Origin of the sequence: Rhizobium lentis, from assembly GCF_014200175.1 — a bacterium.
GTDB classification, from domain to species: Bacteria; Pseudomonadota; Alphaproteobacteria; order Rhizobiales; family Rhizobiaceae; genus Rhizobium; species Rhizobium mulingense.
Genome location: NZ_JACHBD010000007.1, coordinates 54,012 through 69,759, shown reverse-complemented (window position 1 = coordinate 69,759; position 15,748 = coordinate 54,012). Strand labels below are relative to the sequence as shown.

Below are 15,748 nucleotides of genomic sequence, written 5' to 3'. Positions count from 1 at the left end.
GATTTCCGTCAGCCGATCGTCTTTTCGATCTGCGAGACTGCCCAGTCGACCTGTTCCCTTGAGATGATCAGCGGCGGGGCAAGGCGGATCGTATGGTCGTGGGTGTCCTTGGCGAGAAGGCCGCGCTCCTTCAGCGCATGGCAATATTGGCGTGCCCCGCCGGCCTCGGGTTCCAGCTCGACGGCCATCATCAGACCGCGGCCGCGCACATCGCGGACGATGTTCGAGCGCATCGACCTCAGGCCTTCGAGGAAATAGTCGCCCATCGCTGCGGCGTTTTCGATCATGCCTTCTTCCGTCAACACCTTCAGCGCGGTGCGCGCAACCGCGCAGGCGAGCGGGTTGCCGCCGAAGGTCGAGCCGTGCTGGCCGGGCTTCAGCACCCCCAGCACCTCGGAATTCGAAAGTACCGCGGATACCGGGTAGAAGCCGCCGGACAACGCCTTGCCGATCAGCGTCACATCGGCCTCGATGCCCTCGTGCTCTTCGGCCAGCAGCTTGCCGGTGCGGCCGAGGCCGGTCTGGATCTCGTCAAGGATGAGGGTGACGTTGTTTGCCGTGCAGAGCTCGCGGATGCGGGAGAAATAACCGGCCGGTGGAATGATGACGCCGGCTTCCCCCTGGATCGGCTCGATCAGCGCCGCCACCGTATTGTCGTTGATGGCGGCGGCGAAAGCCTCGGCATCGCCGAAGGGAATGATGCGGAAGCCCGGCGTGTAGGGGCCGAAGCCGTTGCGAGCGTCGGGGTCTGTGGAGAAGCTGATGATGCTCAGCGTCCGGCCATGGAAATTGTCGGCGCAGACGATGATCTCCGCCTGGCCTTCCGGCACGCCCTTGACCTCGTAGCCCCATTTGCGCACCGCCTTGATGGCGGTCTCCACCGCTTCGGCGCCGGAGTTCATCGGCAGGATCTTGTGCGAGCCGGTCAGCTCCGCGAGCTCCTCATAGAGATGGGCGAGCTGATCGTTGCGGAAGGCGCGGGAGGTGAGGGTTAGCCGGCCGGCCTGCTCCACCATGGCGGCGAGGATCTTCGGATGGCAATGGCCCTGGTTGACGGCGGAATAGGCAGAGAGGCAATCAAGATAACGGTTGCCATCGGTATCCCAGACATACACGCCTTCGCCGCGCGTCAGCACCACGTCGAGCGGCTTGTAATTATTGGCGCCGAGCCGCTGTTCCGTGGCGATCAATTTTTCCGAAGTGGTCATGGCTCTTTTCCCTCTAAGCCTGATCTATGCGGCACGGGTTGGACGATCGAAGATGCGGCGGCCGAAGAGACTGGCCGTCAATTCCACCAATATGCGGGCGCTCTTGCCACGATCGTCGAGAAACGGATTGAGCTCGACGAGATCGAGCGACGAGACGAGACCGCTGTCGGACAGCATCTCCATGACAAGATGGGCCTCGCGGAAGGTCGCGCCGCCCGGCACCGTCGTGCCGACGCCAGGGGCAATATCGGGATCGAGGAAATCGAGATCGAGACTGACATGCAGCAGGCCGTCGGCCTTGGCGACGACATCGAGAATATGGCGCATGATGGCGCCGATGCCCTGTTCGTCGATGGCACGCATATCGAAGACGTTGACACCGTGTTCGTGGATTTCCTCGCGCTCGCGCGCATCGACCGAGCGGATGCCGACCTGGAAAACATGCTTCGGATCGACGAAGGGACGGCCCTTCGGCAGGATCTCGGCGAACTCCGCCTCGCCGCAGAAGAAGGCGACAGGCATGCCGTGAATATTGCCGGAGGGGGAGGTGGCCGGAGAATTGAAATCGGCATGGGCATCGAGCCAGAGAACGAAGAGCGGACGACCCTTGCCGGCGGCATAGCGGGCCATGCCGGAGACGCTGCCCATGGAAAGGCTGTGGTCGCCGCCGAGAATGAGCGGAAAGCGGCCGGAGGCGGCGACATCATAGACGCTGCTTTCGAGTGCGCGGGTGAAGGCGCCGACGATCCTCAGATTATGGGCCTTGGAATGATTTGGCAGGTCCATCGCCGGCACAATCCTGAGGTCGCCATTATCGGCGACATCGTGGCCGAGATCGATCAGTGTCTGGTCGACGCCGGCGATGCGCAGCGCCGCGGGGCCCATGGCAGCACCTCTGCGGCCGGAGCCTTCCTCCAAGGGTGCGCCGATGAGGGTGACAGATCGCGATTGGACATTCATGCGAGGGCTCCGCGTTGAGGCCTGTTTAGGCCGATAGTGGGATAAAGGGCTGCCGGCAAAAAGATGGAAAAGTGTCAGAAATGGAATATGATTGCGCAGAATGATAAAGCTATCTTGACAGAGTGATCAGCGTGGACGATCTCGATACCGAACTCTTGAGCGCGCTTCGCCACAATGCCCGGATGTCCGTTTCCTCGCTTGCGGCTCAGACCGGTGCGTCGCGGGCAACGGTCGCCGCCCGCATCGACCGGCTCGTTGCCAGTGGCACCATTGTCGGCTTCACCATCCGGACCGGTCACGAGACGCGATCCGCCGGCGTGCGCGCCATCGTCATGATCGAGGTGCTCGGCAAACTGGCCGACAGGGTAGCCGATCAGTTGCGGGGTCTGCCGCAGGTCCGCGCCCTTCACAGCACCAACGGCAAATGGGATTTCGTCGCCGAACTCGAGGATCGCGACCTTGCCTCCTTCGACGAGACGCTACGCCGCATTCGGCTGATCAACGGTATTAACTCGACCGAGACCAACATCCTTCTCAAGACGAGCAAGACCGGCTTCTAGGCCGCCTCAATATTCCCGCTCATAAACGATGCCCGCTTCGCCCGCCCCGTTGCCGCCAGCGGCGCCGCGCAATTTGACTCCGCGGCCGACATCGAGATTAATGATTGCCTTGGCGCCGGCCGCGCCGCCCTGTTGCAGTTCGAAATAGGTGCGGTCGTTGAGGTAGCGGCCGACGCTGACGCTCGTTTGGCCCTTCTCATCGGTGCTGACGTCGAAATCGTCGACGCCGAGCTGGTTGCGCAGGCCTTCGAAAAGCGAGGTGGAGCGGTTGCCGGCCAGCTGGCTGACGGCATCGGCGAGCTGGGCGATCTGCACCGGCGAGAGTTTCGACATCGACTGGCCGAAGATCAGCTGCGCCAGCACCTCGTCCTGCGGCAGCTGGGGCGAGGAGGAAAAGGTGATCGAAGGATCGGTGGCGAGGCCGGCCACATCGACCGTCAGGGTCGTCGTGCCGGAGGTTGAGCTAGCTTCCATGTCGAGCGCCGGCGTTAGATCGCCGGCAAAGGTGATCCTGCTCTTGTCGGAGAAATTCAGACGGCGGTTGAGAATGGTCAACCGGCCGCGGCGCATGGTGAACCCGCCGGTGACGACGGGTACTGCCGCCGTTCCGCGGATCGTCACGCGGCCTCCGAGTTCGGCATCGATGCCGCGGCCACGCACGAAGATGTGCGAGGGCGCGTCGAGTTCGAGATCGAGGGTGATCACGGAGGATTTCTCGCCGGTTTTCCGCTCGCCGTCCTCCCGCAGCTGCGCAACTACGGCCCGCGGCGCGTTCTTGTGCCTTATGTCGATTTCGCTGAGCGAAGTCGGCAATTTTTCCGGGACGGTGATCGAGGTCTTGTCCAGCCGCAGCTTGCCGCTCAGTGTCGCGCTCATGATCGGCCCGCGCAGGCTCACGGTGCCGTTGACGGTCGAGACGACGAGGGTTCCGTCGACATAGACTGCCTTGTCGAGCTTGATCGAAATGTTGGCGGGAAAGCCGCCGGCCGGCTGGATACCGATGGTGCCGCTCGCCGAAATCGTGCCGCCGCCGCCAAGATTGCCGCTGAGACGCGATATCACGGCCTGGGTGCCATTGAAGGTCACGGTGGCTGCGAGATTGTTGACAGCAAGATTGCGTCTGACGTCGACGAGCTTGGCGCCATTGGTCGAGACCGTGCCGTTGATGACAGGTGCTGCGGCTGTTCCGCCGATCGCAAGATTGACGGTGGCGACCCCCTCGGCGACCAGGCCCTGCTGCGCAAGCGGGGTGCCGAGCACTGCGAAAGGAACATTGCCGTTGAAGCGCAGGTCGAGAGCCCGATTGCCTGACATCACGACACTGCCGCCGCCCTTCAGCGACATGCCGGCGTCACCGGCAAGACTGGTGTCGACCGTCAGCTTGTTGTCGGCCAGCTTGCCCGATGCGCCGATGGTGAACGGCGAAAGACCGGCGCCCTTTGTCTGGCTCGTCGCGGCGTTCTTCCAATCGACCCTGAAATCGACGGCGGGCGCGGACAGCGTGCCGGTCGCCTTGGCGGTCGCCGAGATCGTACCGTCAGCGCCAATACCCGGAACAAAGCCGTTGGCGAGGGCAGCCGGAACATTGGCGGCATTCGCGGTGACGTCGATCGATCGGATCGAGGTGCCTGCAATGGAAAGATTACCGACGGCTTTCAGCGCAATGCCGCCGCCGCCGCGGAGGTCCGCATCAAAATCGAGCCTGTCGCCGGCATATTTTCCTGTTGCCGCCAGCGCAAGACGGGAGAGGCCGGCAACCTTGGTGTGGCTGGTCGCCGCATCCTTCCAGTCAAGCTTGAAATCGACGACCGGATTGGCCGGCGTTCCCGATGTGACGGCGCTGGCCGATAGCGTGCCTTCGGCCCCGAGCCCGGGAACAAAGGCATTGGCGATATTTGCCGGCAGGGCGGGAATATCGGCATTGACCGAAAGGTCGCGGATGGCCGTTCCGGCAATCGTGACGCCGCCGGTCGCCTTGGCCAGCACGCCGTCCTTGCCGGCGAGACTGGCATCGAAATCGACCCTGTCATTGGCCAATTTACCGGATGCCGCGGCGCTGAGGCCAGAAAGACCACTGCTCCTGGTCTGGGCGGTGGCGGCGCTTTTCCAGTCAAGTTTGAAGTCGACGGCGGGTTTGGGAAGCGCGCCGGAGGCGGATGCCGTTCCCGACACCGTGCCCTCTGCCGCAAGGCCGGGAACGAAGCCGTTGGCAAGGCTCGCGGGCAGATTGGCGAGATCGGCCTTGACGTCAAGGTTGCGGACCGAGGTGCCCGATATCGCGACACTGCCCGCAGCTTTCAGCGAGAGGCCGTCCTTGCCGCCGAGATTGGCGTCGAAATCAAGCTTATTGTCGGCAAGGTGGCCCGATGCGGTAAGCGCGAGGCCGGAAAGTTGGGCGGTCCTGGTGTGGCTGGTTGCGACATCCGTCCAGTCGAGCTTGAAATCGGCCTTCGGTGCGGCGGGTGTGCCGGCCGCAGACATGGTGCCGGATATCGTGCCGCCGGCCGCCAGCCCGGGAACGAAGGCGTTGGCGAGGGCGGCGGGGACCTTGGCGATCTCGGCATCGAGCTTCACGCTGTCGATCGTCGTGCCGGCGAGGGCGACATTGCCCATGGCCCTTAGTGAGAGGCCTTGATCGCCAAGCGCTGCTGCGTTGAAATCGAGCTTGTTCTCGGCATATTTTCCCGATGCGGTAATGCCGAGAGCGGTAAGCCCGGCACGCCTGGTGTGGTTCGTTGCAGCACCTTTCCAACTGAAATCAAAATTGGCGGTCGGCGCGGAAAGTGAGCCTGCCGCCAAGATCTTTCCCGAGACTGAGCCTTCGGCAGCAAGATCGGCGACGAAGCTGTTTGCAATGCTTGCCGGGATATTTGCCAGCGTCGCATCGACCTTGGCGGCACCGAGCGTCTTGCCGGTGATGGCGACATCGCCGTTTGCCTTGAGCGAGAGCCCGTCGGCGCCGCTGACCGCGGCGTCGAAATCGAGATTGTTGTCGGCGAATTTACCGGATGCCGTCACGCCGAGACCGCCGAGGCCGGCGCGTTTCGTCTGGCTTGTGACGGCATTTTGCCAATGGAGATCGAAATCGGCGGTCGGGGCGGCAGGTGATCCGCTCGCCGAGACCGTTCCGGAGACAAGGCCTGCCGCTGCGAGATCGGGGACGAAACCGTTTGCAACAGCTGCGGGGACATTGGTCAGTGTTGCGTCGATCTTGACGCTACCGATCGTCGTCCCTGTCATGCCGACAGCGCCATTTGCCTTAAGAGACAGGCTGTCGGCGCCGTTGACCGCGGCATTGAAATCGAGCGTGTTGTCGGCGAATTTGCCGGACGCGGTCACATCAAGCCCGGTAAGGCCAGCGCGCCTGGTGTGGCTCGTCGCGGCACGCTTCCAGGCGAGATCGAAATTGGCGGTCGGAGCCTTGAGCGAGCCGGCGGCGCTCACCCTTCCCGTAATCGCGCCTTCGGCGGCGAGATCGGGAACAAAACCATTGGCGAAACGGGCGGGCAGGTTGCGGATATCGGCGTCGATATCGAGCACCGGCGCCGTCGGGTCGGCGAGGCCGACATCGCCGGCCGCCTTGAGCGAGAGGCCGTCGGCGCTGCCGATCGTCGTGACGAAATCGAGCTTCTTGTCGGCAAATTTGCCGCCGGCGGCGATCGCGAACGGCGCCAACCCGGCCCCCTTGGTCTGGCCCGTCGTCGCATCCTTCCAGTCAAGCTTGAAGTCGGCGACGGGCGCGGCCGGCGTTCCCGTCACGGCGATCGTTCCGGAGATCGTGCCGCCAGCGGAAAGGTTGGGCACGAAACCGTTGGCGAGCGCTGCCGGCAGCTCCTTGATGACGGCATCGAGCTTCAGCGTCTCGCCAGCCGAACCGGTAACGCTCACCGAGCCGGTGCCTGTTTTCAGCGTCAGTCCGCCCAGACTGGCGGCGCCGCCGGCGATTTTGACCTGCGTCGCTGCGGCAAGCTCGATCGGGATATTGCGCGGGGCTGCCGAGAAACGATCGAGATTGACGTCGACCGTGCCCTCTGTCGTCTGGATATTGCCGGCCGCCAGCACCGGATTGCCATCATAGGCGGCATTGAGATCGAAGTCGGTCTGATTCTGCTGCTTGGTGAAAGCGAGCGAAAGGCCGGCCAGCCTGTTTGCGCCGGCATTCACCTCATCCGCCCGGACCGTGCCGTTTGCCGCAAGGGCGCTGAGATCGCTCACCGTGACATCGATCTCAGGTTTGACGATGGCGAGTGTATCGCGGCGGAGCGAATTGCCGGTCGCTTGCAACTTCAGGGCAATCCTGGCGCCGTCGCCGGCGATGCCGAGCGATCCCTTGAGATCGCCTTCGGCTTTCTGTCCGCCGAGGGCGGCGAGCAGGCCGATATTGGGAAAATCGAAAGTCAATGCGCCCGAGGGTGTCAGGGAGGGCGAAAATTCCAGATTGCCGGTCAGCCGGTTGCCGCCGATGTCGGCGGTCAGCGCTGGAATGCTCATCCTGCCGTCCTCGGAGCGGAAATCGCCATTGACGCCGATCGGATGGCCGTCGATCGTGCCGCTCGCGGCAATCTTACCCTGTGGCGCCTTCGGATCGGCGACGCCGGTGAGATCGATATTGAGGTTGGCAAGCATGCGATCGGCCATCTGCAGGCTGGCAGCCTTGATATTGGCTGTCACGGAGAGGGCCGGCAATTCGCCCCCGATCCGCAACGCGTAAGCGGCCCCGCCGCTTGCGCCCGCCATCAGCTTGCTGACGTCGGGCAGCCGGCCCGAGAGATCGGCGTTCAAGGTCGAGCCGTCGAGCGCGACGTTGCCGGCGGCTTCGAGCGTTCCGGATTTGACGACGAGGTTGGACAGCGCGAATTTCGACGGGATGGCACCCGCGACCTGGCTCTCGAGCGAGATTGGCCCGTCGAACCTGCTTGTCGCCGCGGCCGGCAGAGCCGCCGGTTCGACGACCAGCTTGATATTGCCGGTCAGAGCGCGGTCTGTTAGCTGATAGGAGCCGTTGAGGCTGCCGTTGATATTGGCGCTCTCGACGGTGGTGCCATTGAAACCAATGCCGCCGGCCGTGATCTGCAGCGGCGCGGCGATCGTGACCGGGCCTTTGACCGCACGGTTGAGGTTCGGCTCGGCAAAGGTCACGTCGCCGGCGACAAGGCGCAGTTGGATGCTGCCGGCGCGGGCGGCAAGATTGAAGGCGTCGCTCTTTGCCGTCAGCTTGACGTTGCCGATATCCGCCTGCGGGAGGGTTGCACTGTCCAGCGAGCCACTGACACTTAGTCGCGCCGCCTGCGCATCGCCGGTCAGCGCCAGATTGAGGCCGGATATCAGGAAGCGCGCTTCGCCTTCGGCGAGCGGCCAGCGGAAATCGACAGGTCCGGATGTGCCGAGCAGGTTGGCGTTGAGACTGTTGTTGCCGGCCGGATCAAGCGTGCCCGATGCGGCGATGACGACGCTGCCGGTGGCGATATTGCCCGTCTGGATATCGATCTTGCGATGATCGTCGAAGGTGGCGGCAAGGTCGATATTGGTCTGGCCGGCGAAAAGCGGTCGGAATGCTGCGGGAAGAAGCGAGCTCAGGTCACCGCCACCCTTGAGATCGAGATGGTGCAGCCCGTCTGCGCTAATCGAGTGCCGGCCCTCGATTGCAGCGCGCTGCTGTCCGTCGAGTGCAGCCTGCATTTTGCCTGCCCAGTCGGATATCGGTCCCTGGCCGTCGAGGTCGATGTTAACGGCAGGATTGCCGGGCAGGCCGAGGAAATCCGCCAACAGCCCACCCTTCGGCTCGGCAAGCTGCGCCTTCAGCCGCAGCCGGTTTTCGGCCGGCGCGTAGGCGATATCGGCAGTTAGGCGCGCATCCGGAACCGCGTGGCGGCTGACATTGACCATCGCTTCGCCGCCGTCGCCATCCGCCGAAAGGCTGCCTTCGGCGGCGAGCGCGAAAGCGCGTCCGGCAAAAGCTTCGGCCAGTTTGATATCGGGCAGGGCCACATGGTCGACATCGACCTTGACCGGAAGTGCGAAGCCGCCGGAATTTTCTGCGTTGGGCCGGGAGGGCAGGGTGCGCACCGGCTTGCGCAGCACGCTGATCGTGTCGATCTGGAAACGCTTGGCGTGGAATGTTCCCGTCAGCAGCGCCAGCGGGTTCCAATCGATCGCCACGCCATGAATTTCCGCAAAAACGCCCCGCGTGTCGGACAGGGAGATTTCGGCGGCGCGAAGCCCGCCGGTCAATAGCCCTTCCGGTTCGCGCACCTCGATCGTCATGTCGCGGTTGGAAAGAGTGGAGGCGATCCTTTCGGTGACGATGCGGGCGCCAAAGGAGGTGAAGCCGAAGATCGCAAGTGCCGCGACAGCGAGAATCAAAATGGCGCCGACGGCATAGCCGGTGACCCGCACGACCCAGTTGATGATTTTTGTCAGCGTTTGCATCGGCGCGGACTACCCCGTTTTCATGCGGCCCATCGATCGGAAGGAACCCGAATCGGCAACCCTAGAAGGATTGGCCGATGCCGGCATAAATTCCATAATCTGTGCCATCTTCGTACTTGTTCAGCGGCACGGCAAAATCAAGCCGCAGCGGCCCGAAAGGTGTGGCATATCGTATTCCCGCGCCGGCGCCGGCGCGGATATCGGAAAAACCCGGGAAGGTGCTGTCCGATACGGTCCCGACATCGATGAAGGGCACGAGGCCGATCGTATCGGTGATCTTGAAGCGGGCCTCCAGCGACCCGGTCACATATGAGCGGCCGCCGGTAGCGTCGCCATTATCGTTGTAAGGTGAAATTTCCTGGTAGCTGTATCCGCGCACCGAACCGCCGCCGCCGGCGAAAAAGCGCTGTGTGGCAGGAATATCCTCGATCCCGCCGCCGCCGATCAGCACGCCAGCGGCAAGCTTACCCGCCAGAACCAAGCGGTCCTCGGCGCCGAACGGCAAATAGCCGGAGATCGAACCCTCGAACGCCGCATAGGGGGTGGCGTTGAAGATCTCGTAGCCGGGCTTTGCTGATACTGTGGCCCGATAGCCTTCGGTCGGATTGAACTTGTCGTCGCGAGCGTCACGATCATATTGGAGTGGTAGCGCGATGGTCAGATAGTCATTGGTGCCGAAGGCGTCGTCATCGCGCTCCCAGCTGACTTCGCCGCTCGCCGATACCGTGTCCTTGTCGGTCAATTCGTAGGAAAGGCCGAGCGAGGCGGTGACCAGCGTCGCGTTATACGCATCCGGATTCTGGGTCTTGGCGACGATGCCGGCCTTCAGGGTGGCAGCAGGGAAGAAGGCGCCGGGCTTGGTAAAGAGGATGCCGGCGGAATAGTCGAAGCTGCCGACATCGGTGGCTTCGCCGAGCCGCGAGACTGAGCCTTCAATCCGCAGCGTCTCGGCCTCGCCGAACAGGTTGCGGTGGCCCCAATAGCCCTGGATGCCGAGGCCGTCGGTGGTGGAATATTGGGCGCCGACGCCGAAATAGCGCCTCTTGCCCTCGGAAACCTCGATCGTCATCGGCAGGGTGCCGTCGGGCGCCAGCGCATCGCCCTCATGAATGGTGACGCTCGAAAAGACGCCGAGCGCGCGAAGGCGCTCGCCGGCCTTCTTCAGCCTTTCCGGCGAATAGGCGTCCCCTTTGTTCAGCCGGGAATAACGCTGGATGAAACCTGGCCGCACGGTTTTTTCGCCGGTGACTCCGACATCGCCGATCGGGGCGACAGGTCCGCCTTCGGCTGCGAGCACGATGTCGACCGTATCGCTCCTGTGATCGGCGACGACCTTGCGTTCGGTCAATTTGGCGAAGGGGCGGCCTTCGCTTTTCAACTGCTCGACTATTTTGTCGCCGGCCTTGATGATGGCGAGCGAACCGGCCTCGGCGCCCGGGGAGAGGTCGTAATCGGCAGGATTATGGCCTGCGGCGTCGCCACCGAACTGCACTTCCCTGACCCTGAAAACGGGGCCAGGTGTTATGTCGACAGTGACGGGGATCGGCCCGGAGCGGTCGAAGGTCGGATTGGGCGGCAGGTCGTCGATGTTTTTGCCATCGATGGTGATCGTGACCACGCCGCCGTAGCGGGCCTTTTCATATAGGGCGGCGATCAGCCGCTCACGGTCATCACGCGCCTTGATGACGATGCCGAGGTCACCGGAGACTGGCCGTTTCTGGTCGCTGACAAGGCGGGAGCTGTTTTCCAGCGCTTCCTTAAGATCCGGATCGGCGGTGTCGGCCTTGAGGTCGACGTGATAGCGCACCGGATCGGGCACCTGTTCGCCTTCATCCTCCTCCTTGCCGAATATGGTAATGCCGAAAAGCTTGAAGGCGTAAGCGTCGCCGATCAGGACCGGTGAGAAAGCAGCTGCCGCCGCGACCACCATCATGGTGCCTGTTCGCCGATACGCAGTACCTATTTTCGGACTTGTCCCTCTAATCCGCATCCGCTGCTTTTGGTTACGCCTACATGAAGCTTCGTTGCCCAGCTGTGAACAGCTTAGCGGCAAAATCGCGCAGGGTGTACCATTTTAAATTGCCCACGCGCTAATTCAGCACAAAAAATCCCGGATGTGTGTCCGGGATTTTTTGTTTTTGCCGTTCTGCGTACGCTCAGCGTGGGCAGGCGTCGATGTAGCGGCGGCCGTAGCGGTCGCGATAATAGCACTGGCCAGGCTGTTCCGCGACGCTTCCGATTAGAGCGCCTGATACGCCGCCGATGGCGGCTCCGACGGCCGCGCCGCGGACATTGCCGGTGACCGCACCACCAATGACGGCGCCGGATGCAGCGCCGATACCGGCGCCCTGCTGGGTCGGCGTGCAGCTTGCGATCGACAGGCCGATCAATGCGAGTATGACAGCTTTTTTCATCTCTTTTCTCCGAGGTTGTCGTCCAGTGGGCATAGGCCGTCCCTTTTGTTTTTTTGTCAGGCTAGCTGGAAAACTATGTCGGAAGAAAGGGTTGTCCACTCTTGTCTTGATTTTTTTGCATCAAGGATGTTGTTGCGGGCCGTGCGGATTTTGCGCCTATGTCAGGCGCTTTTGCCGCACCGATCCCACTGATTGTGGTGCAGGCATTTTTTTGTCTGGAATCATTCAAAAATCTGGGCCTTTTGCCGCAGTTGATGTTAAAGCAAAGGGTAAGCATTGACGCGCGGACGTCCGGTCGGCAAGAACGGCCGCGTGATACTGGAGCATAAGATGGACTTCGAAGCATTTTTCAAAAACGAGTTGGACGGGCTTCATGCCGAGGGCCGCTACCGCGTTTTTGCCGATCTCGAGCGTCATCGCGGCAACTTCCCGCGTGCTACGCGTCATACGGCCGATGGCGAGAAGGAAGTCACGGTCTGGTGCTCCAATGACTATCTCGGCATGGGCCAAAACCCGAAGGTGATCGAGGCGATGAAGGCCGCCATCGACCACTGTGGCGCGGGTGCGGGAGGCACGCGGAATATTTCTGGCACCAACCACTATCATGTCCTGCTCGAGCGTGAGCTCGCCGATCTGCACGGCAAGGAATCGGCACTGATCTTCACCTCGGGCTATGTCTCCAACTGGGCAGCACTCGGCACGCTCGGCGCCAAGATCCCCGGCCTGATCATCTTCTCCGATGCGCTGAACCATGCCTCGATGATCGAGGGCATCCGTTACGCCAAATGCGGCAAGGTGATCTGGAAGCACAATGACGTCGCCGATCTCGAAGCCAAGCTGAAAGCCGCCGATCCGAAGGCGCCGAAGCTGATCGCCTTCGAGAGCGTATATTCGATGGATGGCGATATCGCCCCGATCAAGGAGATCTGCGACCTCGCTGACAAATACGGGGCGATGACCTATCTCGACGAAGTGCATGGCGTCGGTATGTACGGCCCGCGCGGCGGCGGCATTGCCGAACGCGAGGGGCTAATGGACCGGCTGACCGTCATCGAGGGCACGCTCGGAAAGGCTTTCGGGGTGATGGGCGGCTATATCGCCGCGTCGGCAGCCCTTTGCGACTTCATCCGCTCCTTTGCCTCCGGCTTCATCTTCACCACGGCGCTGCCGCCGGCGCTAGCCGCCGGTGCGGTCGCCTCGATCCAGCACCTGAAGGTCAGCCAGTTCGAGCGCGCCCGCCATCAGGACCGGGTGCGCAAGCTCAGGGCCATGCTCGACCAGCGCGGCATTCCGCATATGCACAATCCCAGCCACATCGTGCCGGTCATGGTCGGCGATGCCGCCAAGTGCAAGTGGATCTCCGACCTGCTGCTCGACAATTGCGGCGTCTACGTCCAGCCGATCAACTATCCGACCGTGCCGAAGAAGACCGAGCGGCTGCGCATCACCCCGACACCGCTGCATTCCGACGCCGATATCGCGCATCTGGTCGACGCTCTGCATTCGCTCTGGTCGCGCTGCGCGCTGGCAAGGCACGTCGCCTGATTCTCTAAGATTGCCCTTTTGGAATCGCGGCCAGAATCCTCCATCGGAGGTTCTGGCCGCGATTGGTTTTGCGGCCGTTAGACTTCGCCCCTAAACCTTTTCTGGCTAAACAGTACCATCCGGCGCTGGTGCGTTGGGACGCGTGCCTATCGGTCCCAGATCCCGTGCGCTCCCTTTTCGCCGTGCAGCACCTCTTCGACGCCGGCCTTCCGAATTGCATGAGAAAACCTTTTCTCACTTGACAGTGGACTTGGTAAAAGCTTTTCTCAGGCGACTTCAGAAGGAGGAAGCGCTGAACCTAGCGGGAGGAAAAAGAGGCAGGATCACCATCCATGAGGTGGCGTCGGCGGCAGGGGTGAGCATTTCGACGGCGTCGAAGGCGCTCAACGATACGGGTCGGATGGGAGCGGAAACACGCGAGAGAGTGAAACGGATCGCCAGCGAAATCGGCTATCGGCCGAATGCGCTGGCAAGGGGTCTGCTCAGCAAGCGCAGCTTCACCATCGGACTGCTGACGAACGACACTTACGGCCGTTTTACGCTGCCTGTGATGGCAGGCATTTCGGACGCGCTCGTCGATCATGGAGTTTCGGTTTTTCTGTGCGCCATCGAAGACGATCCGGCGCTCGCCCAGACCCATGTCGATGCGATGCTGGACAAGCAGGTCGACGGCATCATTGCGACCGGCAAGCGGCTGGACAGACGTCTGCCCGTCGATCTGTCGAATTTGCATGTGCCCGTCGTCTACGCCTTTACGGAGGGGACGCAGAACAGCGTTACCTTTCGTTCGGACGACGAGCAGGGCGCGAAACTGGCGGTCGAATGGCTCGCGAAGATCGGGCGGCGGCGGATCGCACATATCACCGGGCCGGAGGAGTTTTTTTCGGTGCGGGAACGGGCCGGCGCCTATCATGACGTGGCGGGCCACCGCGAGCCGGTGCTCTATGGCGTCTGGTCGGAAAGCTGGGGCCATGAGGCGATCGAGCAGCTGTGGAAGAGGCCGGGGGAAAAACCGGACGCGCTCTTCTGCGGCAACGACCAGATCGCTCGCGGTGCGGTGGATGCGCTACGCGAGCGCGGCATCAAGGTGCCGCAGGACGTCTCGGTCATCGGCTTCGACAATTGGGAGATCGTCGCGGCTCAGACGCGGCCGCCGCTGACGACGGTGGATATGGAGCTCAAGGAGCTCGGGCGACAGGCCGGATTAACGGTGCTGGAGCTTGCGGAAGGACGGCCTGTCGAGCCGGGCGTGAGGAAATTGCCGTGCCGGCTCGTCGTCCGGCAGTCATGCGGGGGTAAAACCTCGAGGGAATGAGCGAAGGCGCGAGGAGATGCGCCATATTGGGAGGAATGTCATGATCAAGCGTCTATTGGCGGCGACCGGCATCGCTACCTTATGCCTGTTTTCGGCTGCGTCGGCTGCCGAAAATGTCGAAATGTGGGTTCGCTCGGGGATCGGCGACGCCTTCAAGAAGGTTGTCGAAGCCTATAATTCCAGCCATGAGAACAAGGTCGTCATGACCGAAGTGCCGTTCTCCGAACTGGTGCAGAAATATGCGACGGCGATTGCCGGCGGGCAGGCGCCCGATGCGCTGTCGATGGATCTCATCTATAACCCGGCTTTTGCCGCGGCCGGCCAGCTGGAAGACCTAACGGACTGGGCAAAGTCGCTGCCTTATTTCAATTCGCTTTCGCCGTCCCATGTCCGCCTCGGCACCTATCAGGACAAGATCTACGGCCTGCCGCTCTCGGTGGAGACTTCGGTCTTCGCCTGGAACAAGGATCTCTACAAGAAGGCCGGTCTCGACCCGGAGAAAGCGCCGGCGAGCTGGGATGAAATCACCGCCAACGCCGAGAAGATCCGGGCCCTGGGTGACGACACTTACGGCTTCTATTTCTCCGGCGGTGGCTGCGGTGGCTGCATGATCTTCACCTTTACGCCGCTCGTCTGGGGTGCGGGCGCCGACATCCTGTCGGCCGACAGCAAGACGGCGACGCTCGATACGCCTCAGATGCGCAAGGCGGTCGACATCTACCGCAATATGGTCAAGAAAGATCTGGTGCCGGCGGGCGCGGCCAGCGACAACGGCACGAACTTCCTGACCTTCACCAACGGCAAGATCGGGCAGCAGAGCCTCGGCGCCTTTGCAATCGGAACTTTGGTCACCCAGCATCCGGAGATCAATTTCGGCGTAACCCTCATTCCGGGGGTTGACGGCAAACCTTCGTCCTTCGCCGGCGGCGACAACTTCGTCATCACCAAGGGAACGAAGAAGATCGACGCGGTGAAGGAGTTCCTCGAATATATCTATTCGATGGACGGCCAGAAGATCATGGCGAAATATGGCAGCCTGCCGACACGCGGCGATATCGCCGACAAAGTGCTGGAGGGCCTCGATCCGCGCATGCAGGTCGGCCTCAAGGCGATCAGCGTCGCCAAGACGCCCTATACGCTGCAGTTCAACGACCTGATCAACAGCGCCAACGGCCCATGGGCAAGCTTCACCAACGCCGCCATCTTCGGCGACGATGTCGATGGTGCGTTTTCCAGCGCCCAGTCGGAAATGCAATCGATCATCGATAGCGGCCAATAAACTCTCCCACGGCCGCGGCCGGGGAGCGGTGGCAGCTT

General features: G+C 62.4%; 9 protein-coding genes. 4 read left to right on the top strand and 5 right to left on the bottom strand.

Annotated elements, in window-relative coordinates; genetic code table 11:
* Window positions 1–8 precede the first annotated feature (8 nt).
* Window positions 9–1,208 (bottom strand): ornithine--oxo-acid transaminase, encoded by a 1,200-nt coding sequence (rocD, locus tag GGI60_RS17545; RefSeq protein WP_183917226.1) that lies wholly within the window; start codon window positions 1,206–1,208, stop codon window positions 9–11.
* A gap of 24 nt (window positions 1,209–1,232) precedes the next feature.
* Entirely contained in the window at window positions 1,233–2,168 is a 936-nt protein-coding gene (rocF, locus tag GGI60_RS17540; protein ID WP_183917224.1) for an arginase, read from the bottom strand.
* Window positions 2,169–2,290: 122 nt separating this feature from the next.
* On the opposite strand from rocF, the gene GGI60_RS17535 reads away from it, so the two are divergent.
* Window positions 2,291–2,728 carry an Lrp/AsnC family transcriptional regulator gene (locus tag GGI60_RS17535; protein WP_183917223.1) on the top strand — a complete coding sequence of 146 codons (438 nt, stop codon included), beginning with the start codon at window positions 2,291–2,293 and terminating at the stop codon, window positions 2,726–2,728.
* Between the two features lie 6 nt (window positions 2,729–2,734).
* Here GGI60_RS17535 and GGI60_RS17530 read toward each other — a convergent pair whose 3' ends face one another.
* From GGI60_RS17530 to GGI60_RS17520, 3 genes are all read right to left on the bottom strand, one after another.
* Window positions 2,735–9,157: a translocation/assembly module TamB domain-containing protein gene (locus GGI60_RS17530; protein WP_183917220.1), complete on the bottom strand. Its 6,423-nt coding sequence runs from the start codon at window positions 9,155–9,157 to the stop codon at window positions 2,735–2,737.
* 61 nt (window positions 9,158–9,218) lie between these two features.
* Window positions 9,219–11,147, bottom strand: a complete 1,929-nt coding sequence (locus tag GGI60_RS17525; protein WP_183917219.1) for an autotransporter assembly complex protein TamA — start codon at window positions 11,145–11,147, stop codon at window positions 9,219–9,221.
* Window positions 11,148–11,313: 166 nt separating this feature from the next.
* Window positions 11,314–11,571, bottom strand: coding sequence for a YMGG-like glycine zipper-containing protein (locus GGI60_RS17520; protein WP_004679653.1), 258 nt, complete (start codon window positions 11,569–11,571; stop codon window positions 11,314–11,316).
* 330 nt (window positions 11,572–11,901) lie between these two features.
* Between GGI60_RS17520 and hemA the strand changes: the two genes are divergently transcribed.
* From hemA to GGI60_RS17505, 3 genes are all read left to right on the top strand, one after another.
* A complete protein-coding gene (gene hemA, locus GGI60_RS17515; RefSeq protein ID WP_183917217.1) occupies window positions 11,902–13,116 on the top strand; it encodes a 5-aminolevulinate synthase in 1,215 nt (404 codons plus the stop codon).
* 337 nt (window positions 13,117–13,453) lie between these two features.
* Complete coding sequence (locus tag GGI60_RS17510; RefSeq protein ID WP_183917694.1) at window positions 13,454–14,431, top strand: LacI family DNA-binding transcriptional regulator; 978 nt, start codon at window positions 13,454–13,456, stop codon at window positions 14,429–14,431.
* Between the two features lie 40 nt (window positions 14,432–14,471).
* Entirely contained in the window at window positions 14,472–15,710 is a 1,239-nt protein-coding gene (locus GGI60_RS17505; protein WP_183917215.1) for a sugar ABC transporter substrate-binding protein, read from the top strand.
* Window positions 15,711–15,748: the final 38 nt, after the last annotated feature.

Bases quoted from the DNA above. Each gene is read 5' to 3' on its own strand.
- GGI60_RS17505 (WP_183917215.1), top strand. From the start codon at position 14,472: ATGATCAAGCGTCTATTGGCGGCGACCGGCATCGCTACCTTATGCCTG.
- hemA (WP_183917217.1), top strand. From the start codon at position 11,902: ATGGACTTCGAAGCATTTTTCAAAAACGAGTTGGACGGGCTTCATGCC.
- GGI60_RS17530 (WP_183917220.1), bottom strand. From the start codon at position 9,157: ATGCAAACGCTGACAAAAATCATCAACTGGGTCGTGCGGGTCACCGGC.
- GGI60_RS17520 (WP_004679653.1), bottom strand. From the start codon at position 11,571: ATGAAAAAAGCTGTCATACTCGCATTGATCGGCCTGTCGATCGCAAGC.
- GGI60_RS17525 (WP_183917219.1), bottom strand. From the start codon at position 11,147: ATGCGGATTAGAGGGACAAGTCCGAAAATAGGTACTGCGTATCGGCGA.
- rocD (WP_183917226.1), bottom strand. From the start codon at position 1,208: ATGACCACTTCGGAAAAATTGATCGCCACGGAACAGCGGCTCGGCGCC.
- rocF (WP_183917224.1), bottom strand. From the start codon at position 2,168: ATGAATGTCCAATCGCGATCTGTCACCCTCATCGGCGCACCCTTGGAG.